Annotated in this window: 17 protein-coding genes and 2 pseudogenes; 12 read left to right on the top strand and 7 right to left on the bottom strand. The window is 36.5% G+C overall.

The annotated features are described in order from the left end of the window. Positions 1 to 183: 183 nt before the first annotated feature. On the bottom strand, positions 184 to 624 hold the full coding sequence (locus tag BIV59_RS20380; protein ID WP_071353298.1) for an Lrp/AsnC family transcriptional regulator: 441 nt from the start codon (positions 622 to 624) through the stop codon (positions 184 to 186). Positions 625 to 745: 121 nt separating this feature from the next. Here BIV59_RS20380 and BIV59_RS20375 point away from each other — a divergent pair, with 121 nt between their 5' ends. The 4 genes and pseudogenes from BIV59_RS20375 to BIV59_RS20365 all read left to right on the top strand — a co-directional run bounded on the left by BIV59_RS20375 (position 746) and on the right by BIV59_RS20365 (position 4,842). Next, the gene (locus tag BIV59_RS20375; RefSeq protein WP_071353297.1) at positions 746 to 1,162 is read left to right on the top strand and encodes a carboxymuconolactone decarboxylase family protein; all 417 of its coding nucleotides are present in this window, start codon (positions 746 to 748) and stop codon (positions 1,160 to 1,162) included. A 91-nt stretch (positions 1,163 to 1,253) separates the two neighbouring features. Beyond that, positions 1,254 to 1,390 (top strand): annotated as a pseudogene (locus BIV59_RS24575) (2-thiouracil desulfurase family protein); the annotation flags it as partial. 351 nt (positions 1,391 to 1,741) lie between these two features. Further along, positions 1,742 to 4,156: an Ig-like domain-containing protein gene (locus BIV59_RS20370; RefSeq protein ID WP_083392288.1), complete on the top strand. Its 2,415-nt coding sequence runs from the start codon at positions 1,742 to 1,744 to the stop codon at positions 4,154 to 4,156. Positions 4,157 to 4,611: 455 nt separating this feature from the next. Continuing rightward, complete coding sequence (locus BIV59_RS20365) at positions 4,612 to 4,842, top strand: hypothetical protein (RefSeq protein ID WP_071353296.1); 231 nt, start codon at positions 4,612 to 4,614, stop codon at positions 4,840 to 4,842. Between the two features lie 281 nt (positions 4,843 to 5,123). On the opposite strand, the gene BIV59_RS20360 is transcribed toward BIV59_RS20365, so the two are convergent. Then, positions 5,124 to 5,582 carry a DedA family protein gene (locus tag BIV59_RS20360; RefSeq protein ID WP_481747454.1) on the bottom strand — a complete coding sequence of 153 codons (459 nt, stop codon included), beginning with the start codon at positions 5,580 to 5,582 and terminating at the stop codon, positions 5,124 to 5,126. Positions 5,583 to 6,338: 756 nt separating this feature from the next. Further along, entirely contained in the window at positions 6,339 to 6,629 is a 291-nt protein-coding gene (locus tag BIV59_RS23020) for a phosphatase PAP2 family protein (RefSeq protein ID WP_276205158.1), read from the bottom strand. A 530-nt stretch (positions 6,630 to 7,159) separates the two neighbouring features. Between BIV59_RS23020 and BIV59_RS20355 the strand changes: the two genes are divergently transcribed. From BIV59_RS20355 to BIV59_RS20325, 7 genes are all read left to right on the top strand, one after another. Then, positions 7,160 to 7,933, top strand: a complete 774-nt coding sequence (locus BIV59_RS20355) for a Cof-type HAD-IIB family hydrolase (RefSeq protein WP_071353294.1) — start codon at positions 7,160 to 7,162, stop codon at positions 7,931 to 7,933. 78 nt (positions 7,934 to 8,011) lie between these two features. Beyond that, positions 8,012 to 8,722, top strand: a complete 711-nt coding sequence (locus BIV59_RS20350) for a VOC family protein (protein WP_071353293.1) — start codon at positions 8,012 to 8,014, stop codon at positions 8,720 to 8,722. Positions 8,723 to 8,794: 72 nt separating this feature from the next. Continuing rightward, on the top strand, positions 8,795 to 9,286 hold the full coding sequence (locus tag BIV59_RS20345) for a hypothetical protein (RefSeq protein WP_071353292.1): 492 nt from the start codon (positions 8,795 to 8,797) through the stop codon (positions 9,284 to 9,286). Positions 9,287 to 9,334: 48 nt separating this feature from the next. Then, complete coding sequence (locus BIV59_RS20340; RefSeq protein WP_071353291.1) at positions 9,335 to 9,757, top strand: SMI1/KNR4 family protein; 423 nt, start codon at positions 9,335 to 9,337, stop codon at positions 9,755 to 9,757. A gap of 95 nt (positions 9,758 to 9,852) precedes the next feature. Further along, positions 9,853 to 10,119: a hypothetical protein gene (locus tag BIV59_RS20335; protein ID WP_071353290.1), complete on the top strand. Its 267-nt coding sequence runs from the start codon at positions 9,853 to 9,855 to the stop codon at positions 10,117 to 10,119. 602 nt (positions 10,120 to 10,721) lie between these two features. Next, positions 10,722 to 11,186, top strand: a complete 465-nt coding sequence (locus BIV59_RS20330; RefSeq protein ID WP_071353289.1) for a MarR family transcriptional regulator — start codon at positions 10,722 to 10,724, stop codon at positions 11,184 to 11,186. Positions 11,187 to 11,325: 139 nt separating this feature from the next. Further along, positions 11,326 to 12,735 (top strand): MDR family MFS transporter, encoded by a 1,410-nt coding sequence (locus BIV59_RS20325; RefSeq protein ID WP_071353288.1) that lies wholly within the window; start codon positions 11,326 to 11,328, stop codon positions 12,733 to 12,735. 522 nt (positions 12,736 to 13,257) lie between these two features. Here the strand turns inward: BIV59_RS20325 and BIV59_RS20320 are convergent. From BIV59_RS20320 to BIV59_RS20310, 3 genes are all read right to left on the bottom strand, one after another. Next, positions 13,258 to 13,680: a cytidine deaminase gene (locus BIV59_RS20320; RefSeq protein WP_071353287.1), complete on the bottom strand. Its 423-nt coding sequence runs from the start codon at positions 13,678 to 13,680 to the stop codon at positions 13,258 to 13,260. Positions 13,681 to 13,783: 103 nt separating this feature from the next. Further along, positions 13,784 to 14,569 carry a GNAT family N-acetyltransferase gene (locus BIV59_RS20315; protein ID WP_071353286.1) on the bottom strand — a complete coding sequence of 262 codons (786 nt, stop codon included), beginning with the start codon at positions 14,567 to 14,569 and terminating at the stop codon, positions 13,784 to 13,786. Positions 14,570 to 14,736: 167 nt separating this feature from the next. Then, positions 14,737 to 15,240: an FUSC family protein gene (locus BIV59_RS20310; RefSeq protein WP_170846212.1), complete on the bottom strand. Its 504-nt coding sequence runs from the start codon at positions 15,238 to 15,240 to the stop codon at positions 14,737 to 14,739. Between the two features lie 182 nt (positions 15,241 to 15,422). Between BIV59_RS20310 and BIV59_RS23015 the strand changes: the two are divergent. Further along, positions 15,423 to 15,981, top strand: a pseudogene (locus BIV59_RS23015) (IS1595 family transposase); the annotation flags it as partial. Between the two features lie 64 nt (positions 15,982 to 16,045). Here BIV59_RS23015 and BIV59_RS20305 read toward each other — a convergent pair. Further along, on the bottom strand, positions 16,046 to 16,900 hold the full coding sequence (locus BIV59_RS20305; RefSeq protein ID WP_083392286.1) for a DUF2785 domain-containing protein: 855 nt from the start codon (positions 16,898 to 16,900) through the stop codon (positions 16,046 to 16,048). Positions 16,901 to 17,842: the final 942 nt, after the last annotated feature.

Raw genomic sequence — 17,842 nt, 5'->3', positions numbered from 1 at the left:
AACCAGGTTGATTGGAGTGTAAGGTGCGAGACTCCCGTGGGATTAGCGGGAAGGTGAGACCCCGCAAGCTAGCTTGTGAGGCTCACCGCCCGCCCCACGGAAAGCGAGCATCCTGAAGCGGAAATCAACCCCTTGTTCAGGGAGCAACAAAGTTTACGAAAACAGCCTTTTAAAAACAAGAATTCAATCTGAATCAAATCTTATACTCGTCTGAACTTTAGAAAAAATAAAATGCGTTACCGTTTGAGCATAAGGATTTACCTCTTCAATAAATTCTTCTGCTTTAGAAAATGAATCGAACTGCATTTTAAGCATATAACAGGCGTTTCCAGCGATCCGGTAGCAAAATTCAACATTTGGAAGTCCTTCAATATATCTCTTAAAAGAAGTATAATCACCATTTTTAACGGTTGCTTCTATCATGCATTGAATAGGAGCGCCTAATTTAGCATAATCGACTTCTAATGTATAACTCTTTATTACTCCAAATGACTCCATTTGTCTTACCCGTTCTGTTACAGACGGTGAAGATAAATTAATTCTTCTCCCAATTTCACTCATCGATAACCGGCTATTCTTGCTCAATTCATCTATTATTTTCCTGTCAATTGAATCAATTTTCATTTTTAAAGAAATCCTCCTTTTTATATTAATTAAGTAAAGGAAAATCGCGAAATGGATTTTGGATTTAATGTCATTGCTTAATTTTTTTCGATATCATTAATACTATAAGGAGGCAGTGATTATGGCAAGAATTAACGAATCTGAATTTGGGGTGACCCCTTTTCAAAGACTGTTAGGACATAACAGGGATATATTAAATGGGTGGAATTTATTAGGAGAAGTATTTGAGAAAGATATGAATCTATCATCCCAGCTTAAAGAACAAGTAAGGAGAGTATTAGCACAAAGCAATGGCTGTGAGTATTGCAAGGCAAAAGGAACACCTGAACCTCATTTGTTCGATGAAAAAATGTCTATTGCAGCAGGTTTTGCAGAGGTTTTTTTAAAACAAAAAGGGAATGTATCAGATGCTCAATTTAATATATTGAGAGAGCATCTTTCTGATGCAGAAATCAGTGAACTTTGTTCATTTATTACGTTTACCACTGCTTCACAGTATTTTGGCGCCATTATGAAATTAGAAGCTGTGACAACTTAATACAGTCATTCTCTGTTTGTTCAACGAAAGGCTGCTAAATAGCAGCCTTTGTCGGCACTGAAACAGCCACTCTAATTTATAGGGTGCCTGATCTTGTGGCAGTTCAATGATTTTTAACGGTGAATTCATTAGTAAAGAACTTAAGGGGATGGGAGTTACTTCTGCTTTATTAAAAAGAAATGGATTAAAGTAATTTCAGAAGAACAATTTGTGGAAATACTTCAATAGCCAAAATTAGCAGAGTCCTGTTTGTCCAAAAATATTTAATGAGAAATATGTAAAATGTTGTATCTGATTACAAAGGAAAGTTTGTGAAAAAATGTATTTTAACTATCGGGTGCGTTCGTATTATAGAGTTAACCAGTTTTTACTGGTTGCTCTTTTTTTTATAGGACCTATTATTTCAGTAGCCAGGGTAGAACGTACGGGTGCGTGGGACAAAGATCTCGTGAACTAAACTGTTCGCCCCCTAGATGGTTAAAAAAGTTTACAAAAAATTAAAACATTTTTAGAGGAAGGTTTACAATATTAGCCTTTAATAGATAATGATAGATACCTATTTTACTAGGAGGATGTTAAATGAAAAGCATAACTAAAAAGGGAGCTGCAGCAGCTGCACTTGCACTAGCGATTACCATTCCTGCATTATCGCCATCTGCAGCCGCGCCATCACCGCAAGTAAAGGTTGATTCAATCAAGTTTAGCGGCATGCAGGCGCCTGCTACCATCGATCAAATGGTAAAGACATATACAAATGCTTCTGTGGAAGTGAAATACAGTAATGGAAAGGTCAAAAAGTTCCCTCTTACATATAAACAGCTTTTTAAATCAGAAGACAAAGTAGCCACGGTGAATGGTGAAAAAATCCCAGCCGGGACGCCAATCGACTATTATGGAGATCCTATTATGGACAACAGTGTTCCTGGCAGCCCTGCATATTTCGTATCAGATGCTCCTGATTCAAACAGTCTGCTGAATCCAATTGACGGCAAGCTATATATGCTCACTCATTACGAGTATCAAACCCTCGATGCTGCAGGAAAATCTGCATACGGCATCGTCCCTAGCAGCGTGTCATTAACGACTTTAGATCAGGATAAGAAAACCGGTGAACTAAAGGAAAAAGAAGTAAAGAAAGTAGATTTTTCTAGTGTTAACGGCCTTTGGATTCCATGCAATGGCTCACTTTCACCATGGAACACTCACTTAAGTTCTGAAGAATATGAACCTGATGCACGCGGTTTTGAATTTGATCCGGCGTCAAGTGCAAGAACATGGACTGAAAGCTTTGCCAACCTTTATTTTGGTGATAATTCTAAAGCAAATCCATATTTCTATGGCTATATCCCCGAGATCTCAGTAAATAGAGACGGAGAAGCCAAAGTAGTAAAACACTACAGCATCGGCCGTTTCTCTCATGAGTTAATGAAAGTAATGCCTGATAACAAAACGGCATTCTTCGGCGATGATGGTTCAAATACTTCGATGTTTATGTATGTAGCGAACAAAGAGAAGGATTTGTCCGCTGGTACGTTATATGCCGCTAAATTCCATCAAACCAAGGTAAATGACGATAAGTCAGGCGCAGGTAACCTTGAATGGATCAAGTTAGGGGAAGCCGCTGATAAAGAGATTAAAAAGCTGATAGATAAAGGCATCAAATTCAGCGATATTTTCGAAACTTCTGATGTACCAAAAGAAGGCTTTAAAGCTATTAAACAATATTCCTACGGAAAAGTTGAGTATCTAAAGCTTAAGCCAGGTATGGAAAAGGCAGCTGCTTTCCTAGAATCCCGCCGTTATGCAGGTTTACTGGGTGCAACTACTGAATTCAACAAAATGGAAGGTATCACACTAAATTCCAAAGATAAAAAAGTATATGTAGCTATCTCTGATCAAAGCAACGGGATGGAAAAAGCGGCTGCGGATTCTGAATTACCTGACGATATTCAGCTGCCGAAATTAAAATCAGGTGTTACTTATCAGTTAGATTTAACTGCAGGGCAAAAAGACAGCACAGGCCAGCCGATTAATAGTAAGTATGTTGCTGCCACAATGAATGGTTTATTGGCTGGAGAAGACCTTGCGAGCGCTGATGCCCGCGGAAACACTGCAAATGTAGACAAGGTAGCCGCTCCGGATAATTTAAGCTACTCCGAGGCAATGAGAACTTTATTCATCGGTGAAGACAGCGGACAGCATACAAACAACTTTGTATGGGCGTATAATGTCGATACCAAAGAATTGTCACGTGTGCTTTCAACTCCAGCGGGTGCGGAATCTACTGGTTTGTTTGCAGCAGATGACCGCAATGGGTTCTCTTACATCATGAGCAATTTCCAACACCCTGGTGATGAAGTGGATAAGAAGCAATTTGACCCAGCTGCTGTAAATAAGGAAGAATTATTGAAGGCAATTGACGAACAGATTGGTATTAACAAAACTGGCGGCATTGGCTATATCTCAGGCCTTCCATCATTCACGAAAATGCCTGATTTCGCTGCTCCGGCCGCACCTGGTGTGGACAAAGTAACCGATAAATCCACAACAGTGAGCGGGAAAGCAGAAACCAACTCCACTGTAAAACTATATATAAACGGAAAATTTCAAAAGAGCACTACCGCAGACAAGAGTGGAAAATATAAATTTTCCATCAGCAAGCAGGCTTCAGGAACCGAGATTAAAGTAACTGTGACTGATGCGGCAGGAAACGTTAGCAGCGCCAAAACTGTCAAAGTTCTGGATACTACGGCTCCTGGCAAGCCTTCTGTTAATAAAGTTACCCTTAAAACTCTTTATGTAACAGGCAAGGCTGAAAAGGGTGCCACTGTTTACATTTACAAAGAAAAAACAGTCCTCGGCAAAGCAGTTGCTGATGCTAAAGGAACTTACAAAGTCAAAATCAAATCTCAGAAAAATGGTACAACATTAAGGATCGTTGCGAAGGATAAGGCAGGCAATATAAGCCAATCGACTAATGTAAAAGTCAACTAAGACTGCTAGATTAGGCCTGAGAAGAACCCGGGGTGGATAGAACCCGGGTTCTTTATATTTTCTTAATTCCTTTGTAAACACTTATAGGTGTCTTTTTAGTTTTTCATTATTAGAGTTCCGCGGTCACCTTTCATTATTCCGAATCTTTTGGGTGTACTTTTGGTACCCTGTCGTGTTTCCCGACAAATGCCCGCTCTTTTAACCAGGCGGATTTTTTTTATTGATATAGCACCTGAGGTCACAGCCTTAGCCATGCTCCTTCAAGTCGAAGGGGTAAAGGTGGATCTTCAATGGGTTACTGATACCGAACTCTCTTCTAAATAACTTTTTAATATATGAAAGCAAATAAAAAGGCTGCAGTAGCAGTCTTTTTATTTTGTTCTAAATTATAGGGAATAAGGACTTCCTTCTTAAGTACTGGGACAAAACAGGAGAAGGGTAGGAGGGAAAAGAAAGTGATCAAAATTCAGGCCGAAACAGATCATTGCGGGTACGCAGTCTGTGGGGCAGTCTATATCGGAGTTGCTGAAATACATTCAATTACTGGTTTGGTTGTTCTTTTCATTTTATATAGATTATATTCATCCTTAACAAAGGGTATTGAAAACACGCTGGTTGTGGATATGGCAAATCCCAAAAACAAAGGGGAACCTTGGAAAAGGTGGAATAAAAGATATGAACACTAAAATTGTTGAATATCCTCCATTGGAAGCAGAAGTGGGATTCGATTTATGCAAAGATTACTGGGGTAAGGGATTAGCTTCTATGAGATGATAACTGGAATAGGTCTATTTCCAGCTTCCTTGCTTACAGGGTGGTTATGGGAGAGTTTTGGACCAGAAATATCATTCCTGATTACTGGAATAATAGCATTGATTTCTGCTTTTCCTGTTGAGTAGAATACTAAGAAACATTCAGCGGTTAAAAGATACCCATTGACCACATAGATAAAAGGCAACACTAGCATTTAAGTGTTGTCTTTTTTTGCCCTTTTGTAGAAAAAAATAAAAAGAAGAATTAGTCCCATAAAAACAGGAAGAATAATAACGCTCCATTTTTCCGTGTACATTTGTACTTGTTTCCACTCGGAACCAAGTTTATATCCTAAAGTGATAAATGTAAAAACCCAAAGTGCAGCACCTGAAAACGCAAATAATGAAAAACGCTTAAACGTCAAGCAATTAATACCGGCCAAATAAGCTGTTACATGTCTGACTCCTGGTATAAAAAACCCTAAGAATAGCAAATATGGACCTAGCTTTGAAAACAAACGGCGGGTCAGTGCAATTCTTGATTCCGTAATATGTAATTTTGGACCGAACTTTTTTAAGAATGGAAGTCCTAGTTTTAACCCTAAAAAATAACTAGCGGATATTCCTCCTATTGCCCCGAAAAAGGAACAGACCAAAGAAATTTCATAAGACATTCTTCCTGAGAACACATTATATCCAACATAGGTGAGAAGAACCTCGTCAGGAATTGGCAGCCCAATTATCCCGCCGATTAGCACAAGAATGATTCCGAAATATCCATAGTGATGAATGAGATTATTTAAATGTTCCTCCATATTATTCCTCTTTTTTACTATAAATTGGACGGAGGGTGTGAACCGACCATCCTTTTGTGCCTTTGAAAAATGGTTTATTCTGTAGCATGAGGAGCGTGCCCTATGCCAACAACTAAATCTTCATACAATCAGCTCTCATAAGGACAAAGGGAAACACCTATCAACAGTCGTTGGAGTACGAATAAAGGATGGGCTCTATGCACCATAGTTGATCAATAAACCTCTCCCAGCCTAGAACGCCTCAAAGCTATTTTCCTTTCCTTTGGCGAATCGCTGATTTGTGCGATTCATTGTGCTGTTATGCAGTCTTTCCATGAAAATAGTATCTGCATTTTATGAAAACATCGCCTTACTTTTAAATAGACACTCGGTCAGTTTCTTTAAAAGGAAAGTGTTTGTCGAATAAGCATTACAGTGACTGTATGCTTCTTTCTATTTGCCGGCATTTTAATTATGGTCTCGCAGGCACTAGAGAAATGCGTTCCTACATCTTTCCCATTCCCGTGAGGGTTTATTCGGCCATCCTTTTTGCTATTCCAGGAATAGAATCGAACCGTTCGATATTTTCCTTTGAAGCAAGGGGATGGGTGAAGTTGAATATTTTCTTTAATGTTATTAATCAGAGATTCTTCTATACCTTATTTCCTGGTATCGTTGATAAAACCAAATGGAGAAGGTAAGCCAAAAGCCACTAATGAAATAACCTGCTATTATATCACTGGGATAATGCACACCAAGGTAAATCCGGCTGATACCAATTGTCACAACCATTATGCTCGAAATACTAACTAATATAATGCGTCCCTTAAGAGTTTTAATATTTCGCCATAGCAAAAAGGTCAAAGAGCCATACAGAGCCATGGCCATCGTCGCATGGCCACTAGGAAAACTATAATTGGTAGCCACGGCTAATCGGTGCAAATCGGGCCACTTTTTTATGTTTATTAAAATATTGCTGATTTATATCAAGACAGGAAATGGTGGAATTTTATGGTAAAATAAAATTAGGCGATATGTATGCTTTAATTTTTATTCACGGAGGATTGCTGGTGATAAAGTTCTCAATTCCTGTTATAGGTTCCCTGCTTGTAGTGTTCATTTTCTCGGTTGTTTATAAAAACAAATGAAAAGTGGATAAAGGTTTTAAGTTAAACTAATTTAGATTATCTTACAGGAGAAAATTGATTAGAACATTAATAAGTTCTCCGATCATCGTTTTGGCAGTTATTATTTTTTATCTATTCATGGACTTTAGCAGGCTTGAAAAATCACTTCTTGTATTATTTTTCCTTACCGTTTTTGCTATTGAACTAATCTATAACTTTTATATGTGGAAGACAAAAGAAAGTTAAAAGTTAGATAAAAATAGATGGCCAGTTTGAATGCGAATATAAAAAAATTTGTATGGTTTATTAAAGCTATTCAGGGGGATAATAATGAGTTATCGAATTGTGTTTTTGGATGTTGATGGGACTATTACAAATCACGAAGATGGCAGTATTCCTATTTCTACGGTTGAAGCAATAAAAGAGTTGAAAAGAAAAGGGTTAAGGGTTGTGGCAGCAACTGGAAGACCACTTTCACTGTGTAAAGATTTGATAGATCTAGGTATAGAAACCTTTATAACAGCAAATGGGGGGTACGTGAAACATATACAAGAAGTGATTCATAAAGTGCCAATAGATAAAGGCATAATTCACGAGGTCATGGAATTTGCGAAATTACAAAGAAACGGTTTGTCATTCTATACAGAAGAATTTAGTATGAATGGAGTAACAGAGCCCGAAATCTTAACTGCTTTAAAGGAAACTTTGTCTCTCAATGAGTATCCTAAAACCCGTCTTCAAACTCACAGTGAAGAAGTATTTTTATTATGTTTATTTGCAAATGATGAAACCGTTGAGAAGTACATACAAAGGTTTCCGCATCTAAGATTTAGAAGGTGGCATCCATATGTCCTGAATGTTTTACAGGAAGATGTATCTAAATCTCTGGCAATCTCAAAAACTCTGGAATATTTTAATATCATTAAATCAGAAGCAATTGCTTTTGGAGATGGTGAAAATGATATTGATATGGTGGAACTAGCTGGTTTGGGCATTGCAATGGGCAACGGAAATGAAAGATTGAAAAATGCAGCGGATTTTGTAACGAAAAAATCCAGTGAAGATGGTATTTATTATGCGTTAAAAAAGTACGGAATTCTTTAATTGATTAAGGCCTTTGCGGGAGATCTAGTTAATGTTTTTGGTAGTTCCAAAAGATATACTGGGAAGGTGTCAGGATTAATGGAAATTAAATCAATTGTTTTACAGACAAACAGTTTAATGGAAATGAAAAATTTCTATATCAATACATTAGGCTTTTCTCTGATTCACGAGGATAAGGATAGCTTTCGGTTTGCGGCTGGTACAGGTGAATTTGAGTTCACAGCAAAAGAAGCAGCAGAAAACCCCTATTATCATTTTGCGTTCAACATACCAGCTATCAAATTTAGTGAAGCAAAATCCTGGGCAAAAGAAAGAGTTAAATTACTTGTTGAAGATGGGTTGGACGAGGTCCATTTTACTCATTTTCCTGCCCATGCTTTTTATTTCTATGACCCTTCAGGTAATATCGTTGAATTAATTTCAAGATATGAAATTGCTGAAAGTAGTAATGAACCATTTTCTGCTGCAAGTATTTTAAACATAAGTGAAATAGGTTTAGTCGTAAAGTATGCAGTGAGCGTAAGTGAAAAATTAAATGAAATCGGTTTGACCGAGCGTGACAATGATGCAATTAGCAGCACCTCTATAAATTTTATGGGAGAAAGAAGCAGCGGAATATTTATCATTTTAGTTCAGCCGGGGAGAAGATGGATCTTTTCTAATAAAATATCTGCTATATTTCCTCTTGAGATTACGTTCATAAATAACAATAAAATCATGATCACTTCAGAAAATGAATTACAGGTTTATCGGGGTGAGCACAGAGGAGAGGTATCTTCAGAAACGTAATATCTGTGCAAATTCCAAAAACTATTACCATAACCCTGCACTCATATAAAATTAAAGGAGAATTCCCATCTTATGTTTGGTTTCCTAAATAAAGCAAAACTGAAAAAAGACGATTTAAAAGGCATTGCGCAATTAATGTATCAGGATGTATCGGATGATGCTTTGGATAAAGAGAATCTGACTAAAAGAAACCTAGACTTTACTATTGAGAGTATCCGGTATATTGATATGTATGCAAATAGATTGATGAGTACGGAGTTTGGTGCTGAACTTTTAAAAAATCATTTTGATAATTTTGTGAATCGATTAGGTGCATATATTTGCCAGGTTATCAAAAATCATATTGCACAAGACTTTTACTGGTATGAAGCCTCTTCTGTATACAATTACTCTCCTCATTTAGATGGAGCGGATAGAAATGCCAACGTACTGAGTGTCCTGTATTCTAAGAAGAAAGATATATTAATATCACCATTGTATGTGGCATCGCAATGTTTGAAAGGGAGCTCTCCTTACAGCAGTTTTCTTACTTACGCTGAAGAAATGATAGAGGAGCATTCTTAGAAGTAACACTTCAAAAACAGGAGAATAAAAGTGTGGGGGAGTTTGTGAATGAATGACGTGATCGACTTAATTGATTCAAGAAAACCTAGAGTTACTGAAATTGATATACATTTAGCAGAAAATGAATTAGAAGCAGCCTTCCCCAAACAATACAAAGAACTATTCAAGCTATCCAACAATGCCCAAATTGGAGAGTGGACGCTTTTTCCTATTAAAGACCCCAAAAACGTAAAAAGCACTTGGGACGACATAGTAAGGCAAAATAAAGAAGTAAGAGATGAAGCAATGGCAAGTGAGCTTATATCGATTGGTGAAGATGGAACAGGAGATAAGTTATGCTTTCGGATGGGGAATGTGGAAGTTGATAATCGTTTGTACATTTGGTATCACGAAACAGGGGAAATTGAGGAATTAGCTTCAAACCTAAAGGAGTTTATTATTTTGCAATCTGAAGAATTGGATGGGGACTAAAAAAGTACATCATACATATCTTGTTGGTAAAAGAATGGCTTATTTCCTGAATATTTTTTATGGTAATATTTAACATAAAAAGAGAGGGGGAGAGCATGAAAAAATTAAGTCTTATATCTATTGTTGCATTTTTAGTTTCAGTTATTGTGTTAGGCCGATCTTTATTAACAACTAGTGGCGATCTATTTTCAGGTCCAGTAATGATAGCGATTTGTATCATTCTGCCGATCATTGGATTATTGGCTGCGCTTATAAGCAATAAAGGGGCCCTTAAGCTTATTGGCATAACTGGCAATTCACTTGTTCTTTTGTTTTCTGTCATTGTGCCTGCTGTTACTACACTCTTCTGGAATCAGCCATAATAAACTTTTACAAAGCAATGTGGATAACCACGTCGCTTTTTTTTGGCACATTCATCTTTGATGCTAACATCAAGTATATTTTCGTCGTAAGCCGAAAACAACGGATTACGGAGTTTTAGAAGCATCAGCAGGAGCCCAATGGATAAAATATAGGAGCAAATACAGGATGGGATTTTTATAAAAAAAAGTTATTTCTATTTTTAGTATAGACCTGTTGCCTTAAGTGATTACAGCCATTAAAATGTACCATCCTTGACATAGTTTTTACCACTGAATGACAAAAAGTGTACCAAAGAATGATATACTGTTTACCATTTCAACCTTCTAGTGAAAAAAATAAAAAAACATATTTTCGAGAATCAAAACTGTTATGGTTTTTATACAAATTTAATTGTTTTTCAATAAAATCAGTTTTCCGCAAACGGGCCATTTTGTTGAATAAAAGTTCACTATTTGTTCAAGTATCATTTTTATTTGTTTGAGATTAATCGGAGAGATCATTATTTCTTAATTCCTAAAGTAATTACTTTAATATCGTTGAAATGGAAACAGAAATTTAATATATAATAGAGGTAATGTACCAACGAGTGGGAGGATAGGCTGTGAACAAAGAAGACCAGCTAATAATGAATTTTAGGGACTTATTCAACAAAATGGCTTGGCTTAATAAGGGGAAGATGGAAGATCATCTAAGGGGTAATAAGCCTTCTGAAGTACATTGTATCGAAGCCATTGAAAAAAATGGAGACACCAATTTGACAAAACTTGCAGAGTCACTTTATATGACTAGAGGTGCCATAAGCAAATTAACTAAGAAGCTTATAAAAAAAGACCTTATCGAAAGCTACCAGAAGCCAGATAACAAGAAAGAGATCTATTTTAGGCTTACTGAGCAAGGGAGAGATATTTATAATATCCATGAGGAACTGCATAAAGAATTTCGTGAACGGGACAAAGACGTATTTGAACAAGTAACCGAGGAACAATTTGACAGTATGCTTAGCTTCGTTGAAAAGTATAGTAGGCATTTGGATGCAGAAATAAGGAAACAAGGTATAGAAATTTGAATAATGAAACTACAGGCAGCCTAACTCTTTTGAGAACCGGCTGCTTTTTTATCACTATTATTTTGTTGACGAAGAAACAAAACGGTGTTATATTTTGTTGACAAGGAAACAAAAAAATAACACCTGAGAGGAAAATAATATGTCAAATGGTAAAATAAAGGAAAATGGATTACCAAAAGAAATTCTCACGGCTGCTTGGGCAATTGCACTTGGAGCCATTGCTCCAATGCTTGATTCAACTATGGTGAACATCGCTATCGACAAACTAACTAAGGATTTCAACACGACATTGGATACCATTCAATGGGCCATTACAGGCTATGTTTTAGCTCTTGCAATCGCAGTACCAGTATCTGGGTGGCTTATGAACAAATTTAATGGAAAGAAAATCTTCGTCAGTGCAGTCATCGCCTTCGGTATCATTTCTGTATTTGTAGGAATAAGTTGGAGTGTTTCCAGCTTCATCTTTTTCCGTTTGCTTCAAGGATTTAGCGCTGGGATTATTACCCCGCTGATGTCAACACTCTTAGTTAAAACGGCAGGTCAAGAAAACTTAGGGAAAGTTATGGCAATCGTCAGCACACCTATGATCTTCGGCCCAATCCTAGGACCTGTAATCGGGGGCTTCATCGTTCAAGGTGCTTCATGGCATTGGATATTTTTCATCAACGTGTTCATCGTTTTGATTGCGGCACCACTTATGATAAAAACTATTCCAGACTTTGAACCATTCAACAAAGATAGTAAACTCGATGTTTTTGGTATTATCGATTTGTCCATAATGAGTGCGGCATTGATTTACGGAATTACTAATGCTGCGGACCATGCATCATTTATCAATAGCGAAACAATCCTATGGATGGGCATTGGCTTTGCTTTTGCAGTCATTTACCTCGTATATAATCGAATCAGAAAGAATCAAACCGTACTTCCAATGAGTTTGTTTGCACACAAGAGTTTCCGAGCATCCAGCATCGGTTTGTTCTTAGCAAATATTGCCGTCATGGGACCGATGCTCATACTTCCATTGTTCTTTCAATACTTCCGTCATTTCACGGCAATTGAAGCAGCACTGGCTTTAATCCCTCAAGGAGTTGGGATGCTCGTTACTCGACCAATGATTGGAAAAATGATTGATAAGATTGGCGCTAAATACGTGGTTATGGTTAGCCTTGTTATTTCGCTTATCGGATCTATTCCACTTATCTTTATCACCGATAAAACAAGTATGATTTGGATATCTATCGTATTGTTCATTCGTGGTACCAGTTTTGGAGGTATTATGCTTCCGCTTACGAGTGACGCTTATACAGGACTTGACAGCAAACAACTTCCAGAAGCAGGTGTCGGTATTAATATTATTGAAAATGTGGGTTCAAGCTTTGGTTCAGCTGTTATCGCAACCGTTGTCGCAACTGTCATACAAGGATTGAACCTAACGATTGCTAATGGTTTAAAAGGTTACCATGCCGGATTTTTAGTATCCTCCATTGTACTTGCGCTAATCTTCATCCCAAGTCTATTCCTCACACATAAAAAGAATATATAATTTTTTTAATAACTTATTCCGTAATCGGGCGCGATTGTGGAAGAACATTAGTCTAATTCCTCGGTAAAAATGCAGAGGAATTAGAATTTTTTTATCTCTCAAAATCCTTAACATTGTATATCTGCGGTTTTCTTGACATTCCTCCAATGGTAAATTCATTGGAAACAAGTGGTGAATATTGTGACAATCGGAGGTAAAAAACATGGCAGAAATGGTACATTCCTATGGCCATAATCATTAAGAGGCAGACCCACACTAAGGTGGAATTTATAGTAATAGAACAAACAAATTTACAACATATCTGGTCCAGCACGAATTGGTAAATAAACTGTCTCAAGTAACTCATGAGGAAATTAAGCTAAAGCGCTTATATATTAGGGGAGTAATTAAGTCATATGCACTCAAGCGGGCGAGAAAAACCGTAGAAAAACAAAATGGAAACTTAATTAATCCGGACCAATATTTTAAGGGAAATGAGCTTGGGAATATAACCCAATAGCTCATCTTTTTAAAAAGCACCTGTTAGTTGAAAAAGTCTTCATCTTCGTATGCGTGAGACCAGTGATACGGCTGAACTTCTCCTAAGGTTTTAAAAAGTAATTGTTTCTCATCATCTGAAACAGTTACTGCAACTTTTACATCCCTTCCCCAGTAAAATAATCTTTCTTGACAGACCCCGCAAGGAGTTAGGATTTTAAAGTCCTGGTTTTCATCATCTCTTACAACGCATATTGAATGAGTAATTTTTGTGTTAAATTTATGTGCTTCCAAAATCGCACCTGTTTCTATACATAACTCTGTTGATGCATTAATGACCTCTGGAGATACACTTGTTAGTATTTCTCCATTGTTAGTGTACATTGCTGCTGCACCGCCCCAGCCAGCAGGATATCTTTTTTCAATAAGTTTTTTCGCTGCTTGATATAACTTTTGTTCAATATTCAATTTTTTACTCCTGCCTTTATTTGTAATCAAATATCTAACTTAACATATTTGTAATAAGTTATTGTCCTTCCATCCATTAAGCGTTAAAAAAACGCTCTTTGTCTTATTCCCGGATTTCTTTAATGCTTTTTCCGCTCAAAAATGCATGGCCATTTATAAGTTTTTCTACTGTTTGAAACCCATATTTTTGATATACTTTTTCTACTGTTTCATTTATTGGAAAAACCCATAGTTTTTCTATTCCTCTAATTAGCGCTTCTTCTTGTATAAACTGAATCATTTCTCCGATTAAGCCTTTTCCTCTATATTCTTCAATTGTAGCTACACTTTCCATTCGTGCCTGGTTTCCATCTTCAAACATACATGCGGTGGAACAGGCTATTCCATCGTACCGAAGAAGATAATGTGTGAAGGAAAAATGATTAAATTGATCTTCATAAACCTTCTCAATTGCTTCTCTTCCGCCAAATTCCTTGATGCTGCCTTCTATATTCAAGGCTTCGTGGTAATTTTCTTTTGTTACTTTTTCAATAGTAACTCTGCTGCAATGATCAATATCAATGACTTTGTTGTTCCATAATTGAACAGGGCTGATTAATTCTTCGTAGCCAAAGTTCCTGTTTTTTAATTCCCTGAGCAGATGCTGCTGTATGTCTAAGTTATAGATGTAGAATCTTGGTATGATATTTCGAGATTGATAATAGCTGATTACTTCATTTATTACTGATTGAGGATCCTGGCACGCATTAATGATATGTGCATGATTTGAATCATACCAATTCGGCTGATTTTCATTACAAAACATTGTACCCCAAGCGGTATCAATCCGGTTCGTAAAGGTTTCGTAGTACGAGATATCAAGCTCTAAAAGATCTTGCGGACTGGTCATATGTATACTCCTATGGTTTCTTGAATTAATATTATAATAACTAAATTATACCATATTGTATTTTTGGGTCCGCTAAACTTCCGGGGTAACATCAATGCGTAATTTCCATTCTTTTTGAATCTTGGATCAAATGCTGCTGAAACCAAAAAGGCAATGCCCCAAGCAGTCTACTCAAGATTAGGTTTTTTTTGTATGTTCGGTAAAATTAGACGGAACCAAATCAACTGAATGATTCCTGTAACCAATACACCGATAAGGGTATCTCTCATTCTGTCTATTGCATAATGCTTTGTTTGGTGTTCAAATACAAAAACAAATAAAATGGTGAGAGCAACCTGATGAATGACTTTTTTGTCCAAATTCAAATATTTCGCAGCAAAACATCCTAAAAGAATTAATAGTCCTAAGTTCCATGCGTTTACTGTCATATGACTTGCAATCAAAACAGTAACAAATATGCCGATAATGGTTCCACTTACTCGTTTAATGGAAAGCCTTATCGTTTTATCCATTGTTGATTGAAGGCTAATAATAACTGAAAGCGGAGCTAAGTAAGGATGGATGGAACCACAGAGTTTTGCTATTTCCCATGATAAAGTAGAGCCGATTGCCAATTTCCAAATAAGAATAGATAAATTTTCACTTTGAATTTGGTTTTTTGTTGTTTTCATGTTCACCTCATTAGATTTTTCCATTTTATATATAATCTTTTCTTTTGATGAATTAATATGTACATTGCTTAATTTTAAATGTCTTGTAGACAATTTTTAATGAGCACTTCCAGCATGTATCTGAAATGAATAGAAGAAGGCCTGAGATGATGCTGTCTTCTATGCGGCTTTTTTATTTGGAAGACGAGACCTTTTTTGAAGAGTCCTTAAAGGGTGTAGAGCTTTAGAGAGAAAGCCTAAGAAACGTGGAGGAAGAGACAAAAAAAGAGGGGTAAGTAATCTTATATTGCCGTTGTGGTGGCTCATGACCGCAAACAAGTCATCGCTCAAAAAGTCGTGTACGGGCAGAAGAAATTGAGGCCGTTATCGGTAACTACAATGACCCGTCTTCTTTGTTATGCACGGACACTGCAACGAACTACAAAAAGTTTGCTCTTATTAAAGCCGTGAAGCACGAAACCACCAACTTGAGCAAAGATGAAAATGTGAAAAAAGGCATCTACCATCTCCAGGAAGTCAATAACTATCACAAACGACTAAAGGGCTGGCTGGATAGGTTTCAGGGAGTAGCCATCAATTAATTAGACAATTACCTCTACTGGTTTAGCTTTCTTGAAAAATGTAAAAAAACGCCTGAAAAAGAACAGATAAAATCAAATGTTGCTCAGTTCCTTCCAAAAATCTACTCGTATTATAGTGAAATTCTGCTTGTGGTATAAAGAAAATACAGTCATTCTATAAGAACCGGCTGTATACTCTATTATACAAAAACGTATGACGATTAATTACAAAACGCAAATGGCTCTCAAAATATTCTGGCCAGGCTATGTTCAATTTTCTTTTGAAGTGGCAGTAGTTTAGGATTACCGTTAATTTTAATGTAAAAACTCTTTAAAAATGTTTTAATATTAAAAACTAATAACCAGTACTTTTCTTTTTCAATCTGTTCCTTTTGAATTTTTAATTCATTCGGTAAGTGCTGTAGTAATACTTCTATTTCTGCTGCATTCAACCCTTTTTCTAGCATTTCAAGAATAGGGATTAATAACCTTTCATCTTCATCATGAACATAGACACTACTTGATATAAGAACTTTACTCCATAACACTCTTAATATTTCAGGATAATCTTCTTTATCTAGCTTTGGATTCTTCACCAACACTTCAAAAGTGTCAGCTACATGAGCGATACTGTGAGCCCATCCTTTCCCGGCGACATACCCTCTTAAATCTTTCTCAAGGTAAATGTACTTCATTAATTCCTCTTTAATTCTTTTTACTTTGCTTGAGGATAAAAAATTTTCTTGATTATCCCGGTAAAGTATTAATGCTACTAAAATGGTTGTAAATGCTCTTGTGAACACGGTGTCGGTTTCCTTTTCGCCGATACCTTTAAACATTAATTCATCCATACAAGTATCTAAGAGTTCGGTTAATAGCTGAGTTTCAATTTGATTACTCTCAATAATTAATTTATAAAAAGAAGTATAAATCAACTGGTCACGGAGTTCGCTATCCGTAGAACCAATATGCTCTAACATCGACTTTAATACGGAAATTTTATCTACATCTTGCCAATCACGTTTTTCATTTTTAAGTTCAGTTAAGATAGACTTTAATTCACTTTCGCTCAATGGCACACTTCCTAATGGTAACCTCATAATTATCCCCTTTTTAATGTCTCTGAATATTGAATACTGTATATTCTTAGCAGGAAAGGCTCTTGTAAAAATAATACCATAAAAAGTAAATTTTTCTTTACCTTATATAAAAGTAACAATCTATACGAAAAGTGCCTTTTAAAAAGAGAAAATTTCAGATAGGAATTTTTTTATGATTAATGCTGGGGTATGGGAGGCATAGGATTTGTAAGCTGAGATAACTATTCAATGTTATAGATATAAAAAGGAGATGTGTATATAAAAAAAGGCATGTTGGAATACATCAAGGATGCCAGTTTAATTGTAAAGGCCATAAGCTTATACGTTATTGCCTGGAAACCTGCAAGTCAGGTTAACGTGTTAAACGAAATTCAAGAAAGTCTAAATCTTATTGCATCTAGAGTTAATGAACTTAAAAAATAACTTGTACACGTAGAGACCATTAAGGTTTATTTAGACACTTTTTTACGGAATAAATTTGTCAATGGATTCAATATTCCAAGGGTTTACCGTTATTTTCATGTGATCTAGAAACTAAAACCTGTTAGGGGAGGGTGTTCATTTGAGATACAAACAAACAATCTTCTGGGGCAGCATTGCCATTATTTTATTCGTCGTATGGATGGCAACAAAATAGTAAATAAAAAAGACTCTTTTCTTAAAGAATCTTGTTTTTTAATATGTTCAGTGAAGCGATCCCGTTGTTAAGCCGGGTTGATTGGAGTGTAAGGTGCGAGACTCCTGTGGGATTAGCGGGAAGGTGAGACCCCGCAAGCTTTGCTTGTGAGGCTCACCGCCCGCCCCACGGAAAGCGAGCATCCTGGAGCGGAAATCAACCCCTTGTTCAGGTAGCAACAAGGTTTAAGAAAACAGCCTTTAAAAAAGACCTCTCAGCAGTGAAATGAGTCACAATAAAAGATATGATTATCATTTAAAATTGTG

The organism is Bacillus sp. MUM 13, from assembly GCF_001866725.1.
Taxonomy (GTDB): Bacteria; Bacillota; Bacilli; order Bacillales; family DSM-1321; genus Peribacillus.
Note: the sequence above shows the minus strand (reverse complement) of the source record. Positions and strands in the feature narration are given on the sequence as shown.

Excerpts from the sequence above, each read along its gene's own strand:
- BIV59_RS20380 (WP_071353298.1), bottom strand. The coding sequence starts at position 624 with ATGAAAATTGATTCAATTGACAGGAAAATAATAGATGAATTGAGCAAG.
- BIV59_RS20375 (WP_071353297.1), top strand. The coding sequence starts at position 746 with ATGGCAAGAATTAACGAATCTGAATTTGGGGTGACCCCTTTTCAAAGA.
- BIV59_RS20370 (WP_083392288.1), top strand. The coding sequence starts at position 1,742 with ATGAAAAGCATAACTAAAAAGGGAGCTGCAGCAGCTGCACTTGCACTA.
- BIV59_RS20360 (WP_481747454.1), bottom strand. The coding sequence starts at position 5,582 with ATGTCTTATGAAATTTCTTTGGTCTGTTCCTTTTTCGGGGCAATAGGA.
- BIV59_RS20355 (WP_071353294.1), top strand. The coding sequence starts at position 7,160 with ATGAGTTATCGAATTGTGTTTTTGGATGTTGATGGGACTATTACAAAT.
- BIV59_RS20350 (WP_071353293.1), top strand. The coding sequence starts at position 8,012 with ATGGAAATTAAATCAATTGTTTTACAGACAAACAGTTTAATGGAAATG.
- BIV59_RS20345 (WP_071353292.1), top strand. The coding sequence starts at position 8,795 with ATGTTTGGTTTCCTAAATAAAGCAAAACTGAAAAAAGACGATTTAAAA.
- BIV59_RS20340 (WP_071353291.1), top strand. The coding sequence starts at position 9,335 with ATGAATGACGTGATCGACTTAATTGATTCAAGAAAACCTAGAGTTACT.
- BIV59_RS20335 (WP_071353290.1), top strand. The coding sequence starts at position 9,853 with ATGAAAAAATTAAGTCTTATATCTATTGTTGCATTTTTAGTTTCAGTT.
- BIV59_RS20325 (WP_071353288.1), top strand. The coding sequence starts at position 11,326 with ATGTCAAATGGTAAAATAAAGGAAAATGGATTACCAAAAGAAATTCTC.
- BIV59_RS20315 (WP_071353286.1), bottom strand. The coding sequence starts at position 14,569 with ATGACCAGTCCGCAAGATCTTTTAGAGCTTGATATCTCGTACTACGAA.
- BIV59_RS20310 (WP_170846212.1), bottom strand. The coding sequence starts at position 15,240 with ATGAAAACAACAAAAAACCAAATTCAAAGTGAAAATTTATCTATTCTT.
- BIV59_RS20305 (WP_083392286.1), bottom strand. The coding sequence starts at position 16,900 with ATGAGGTTACCATTAGGAAGTGTGCCATTGAGCGAAAGTGAATTAAAG.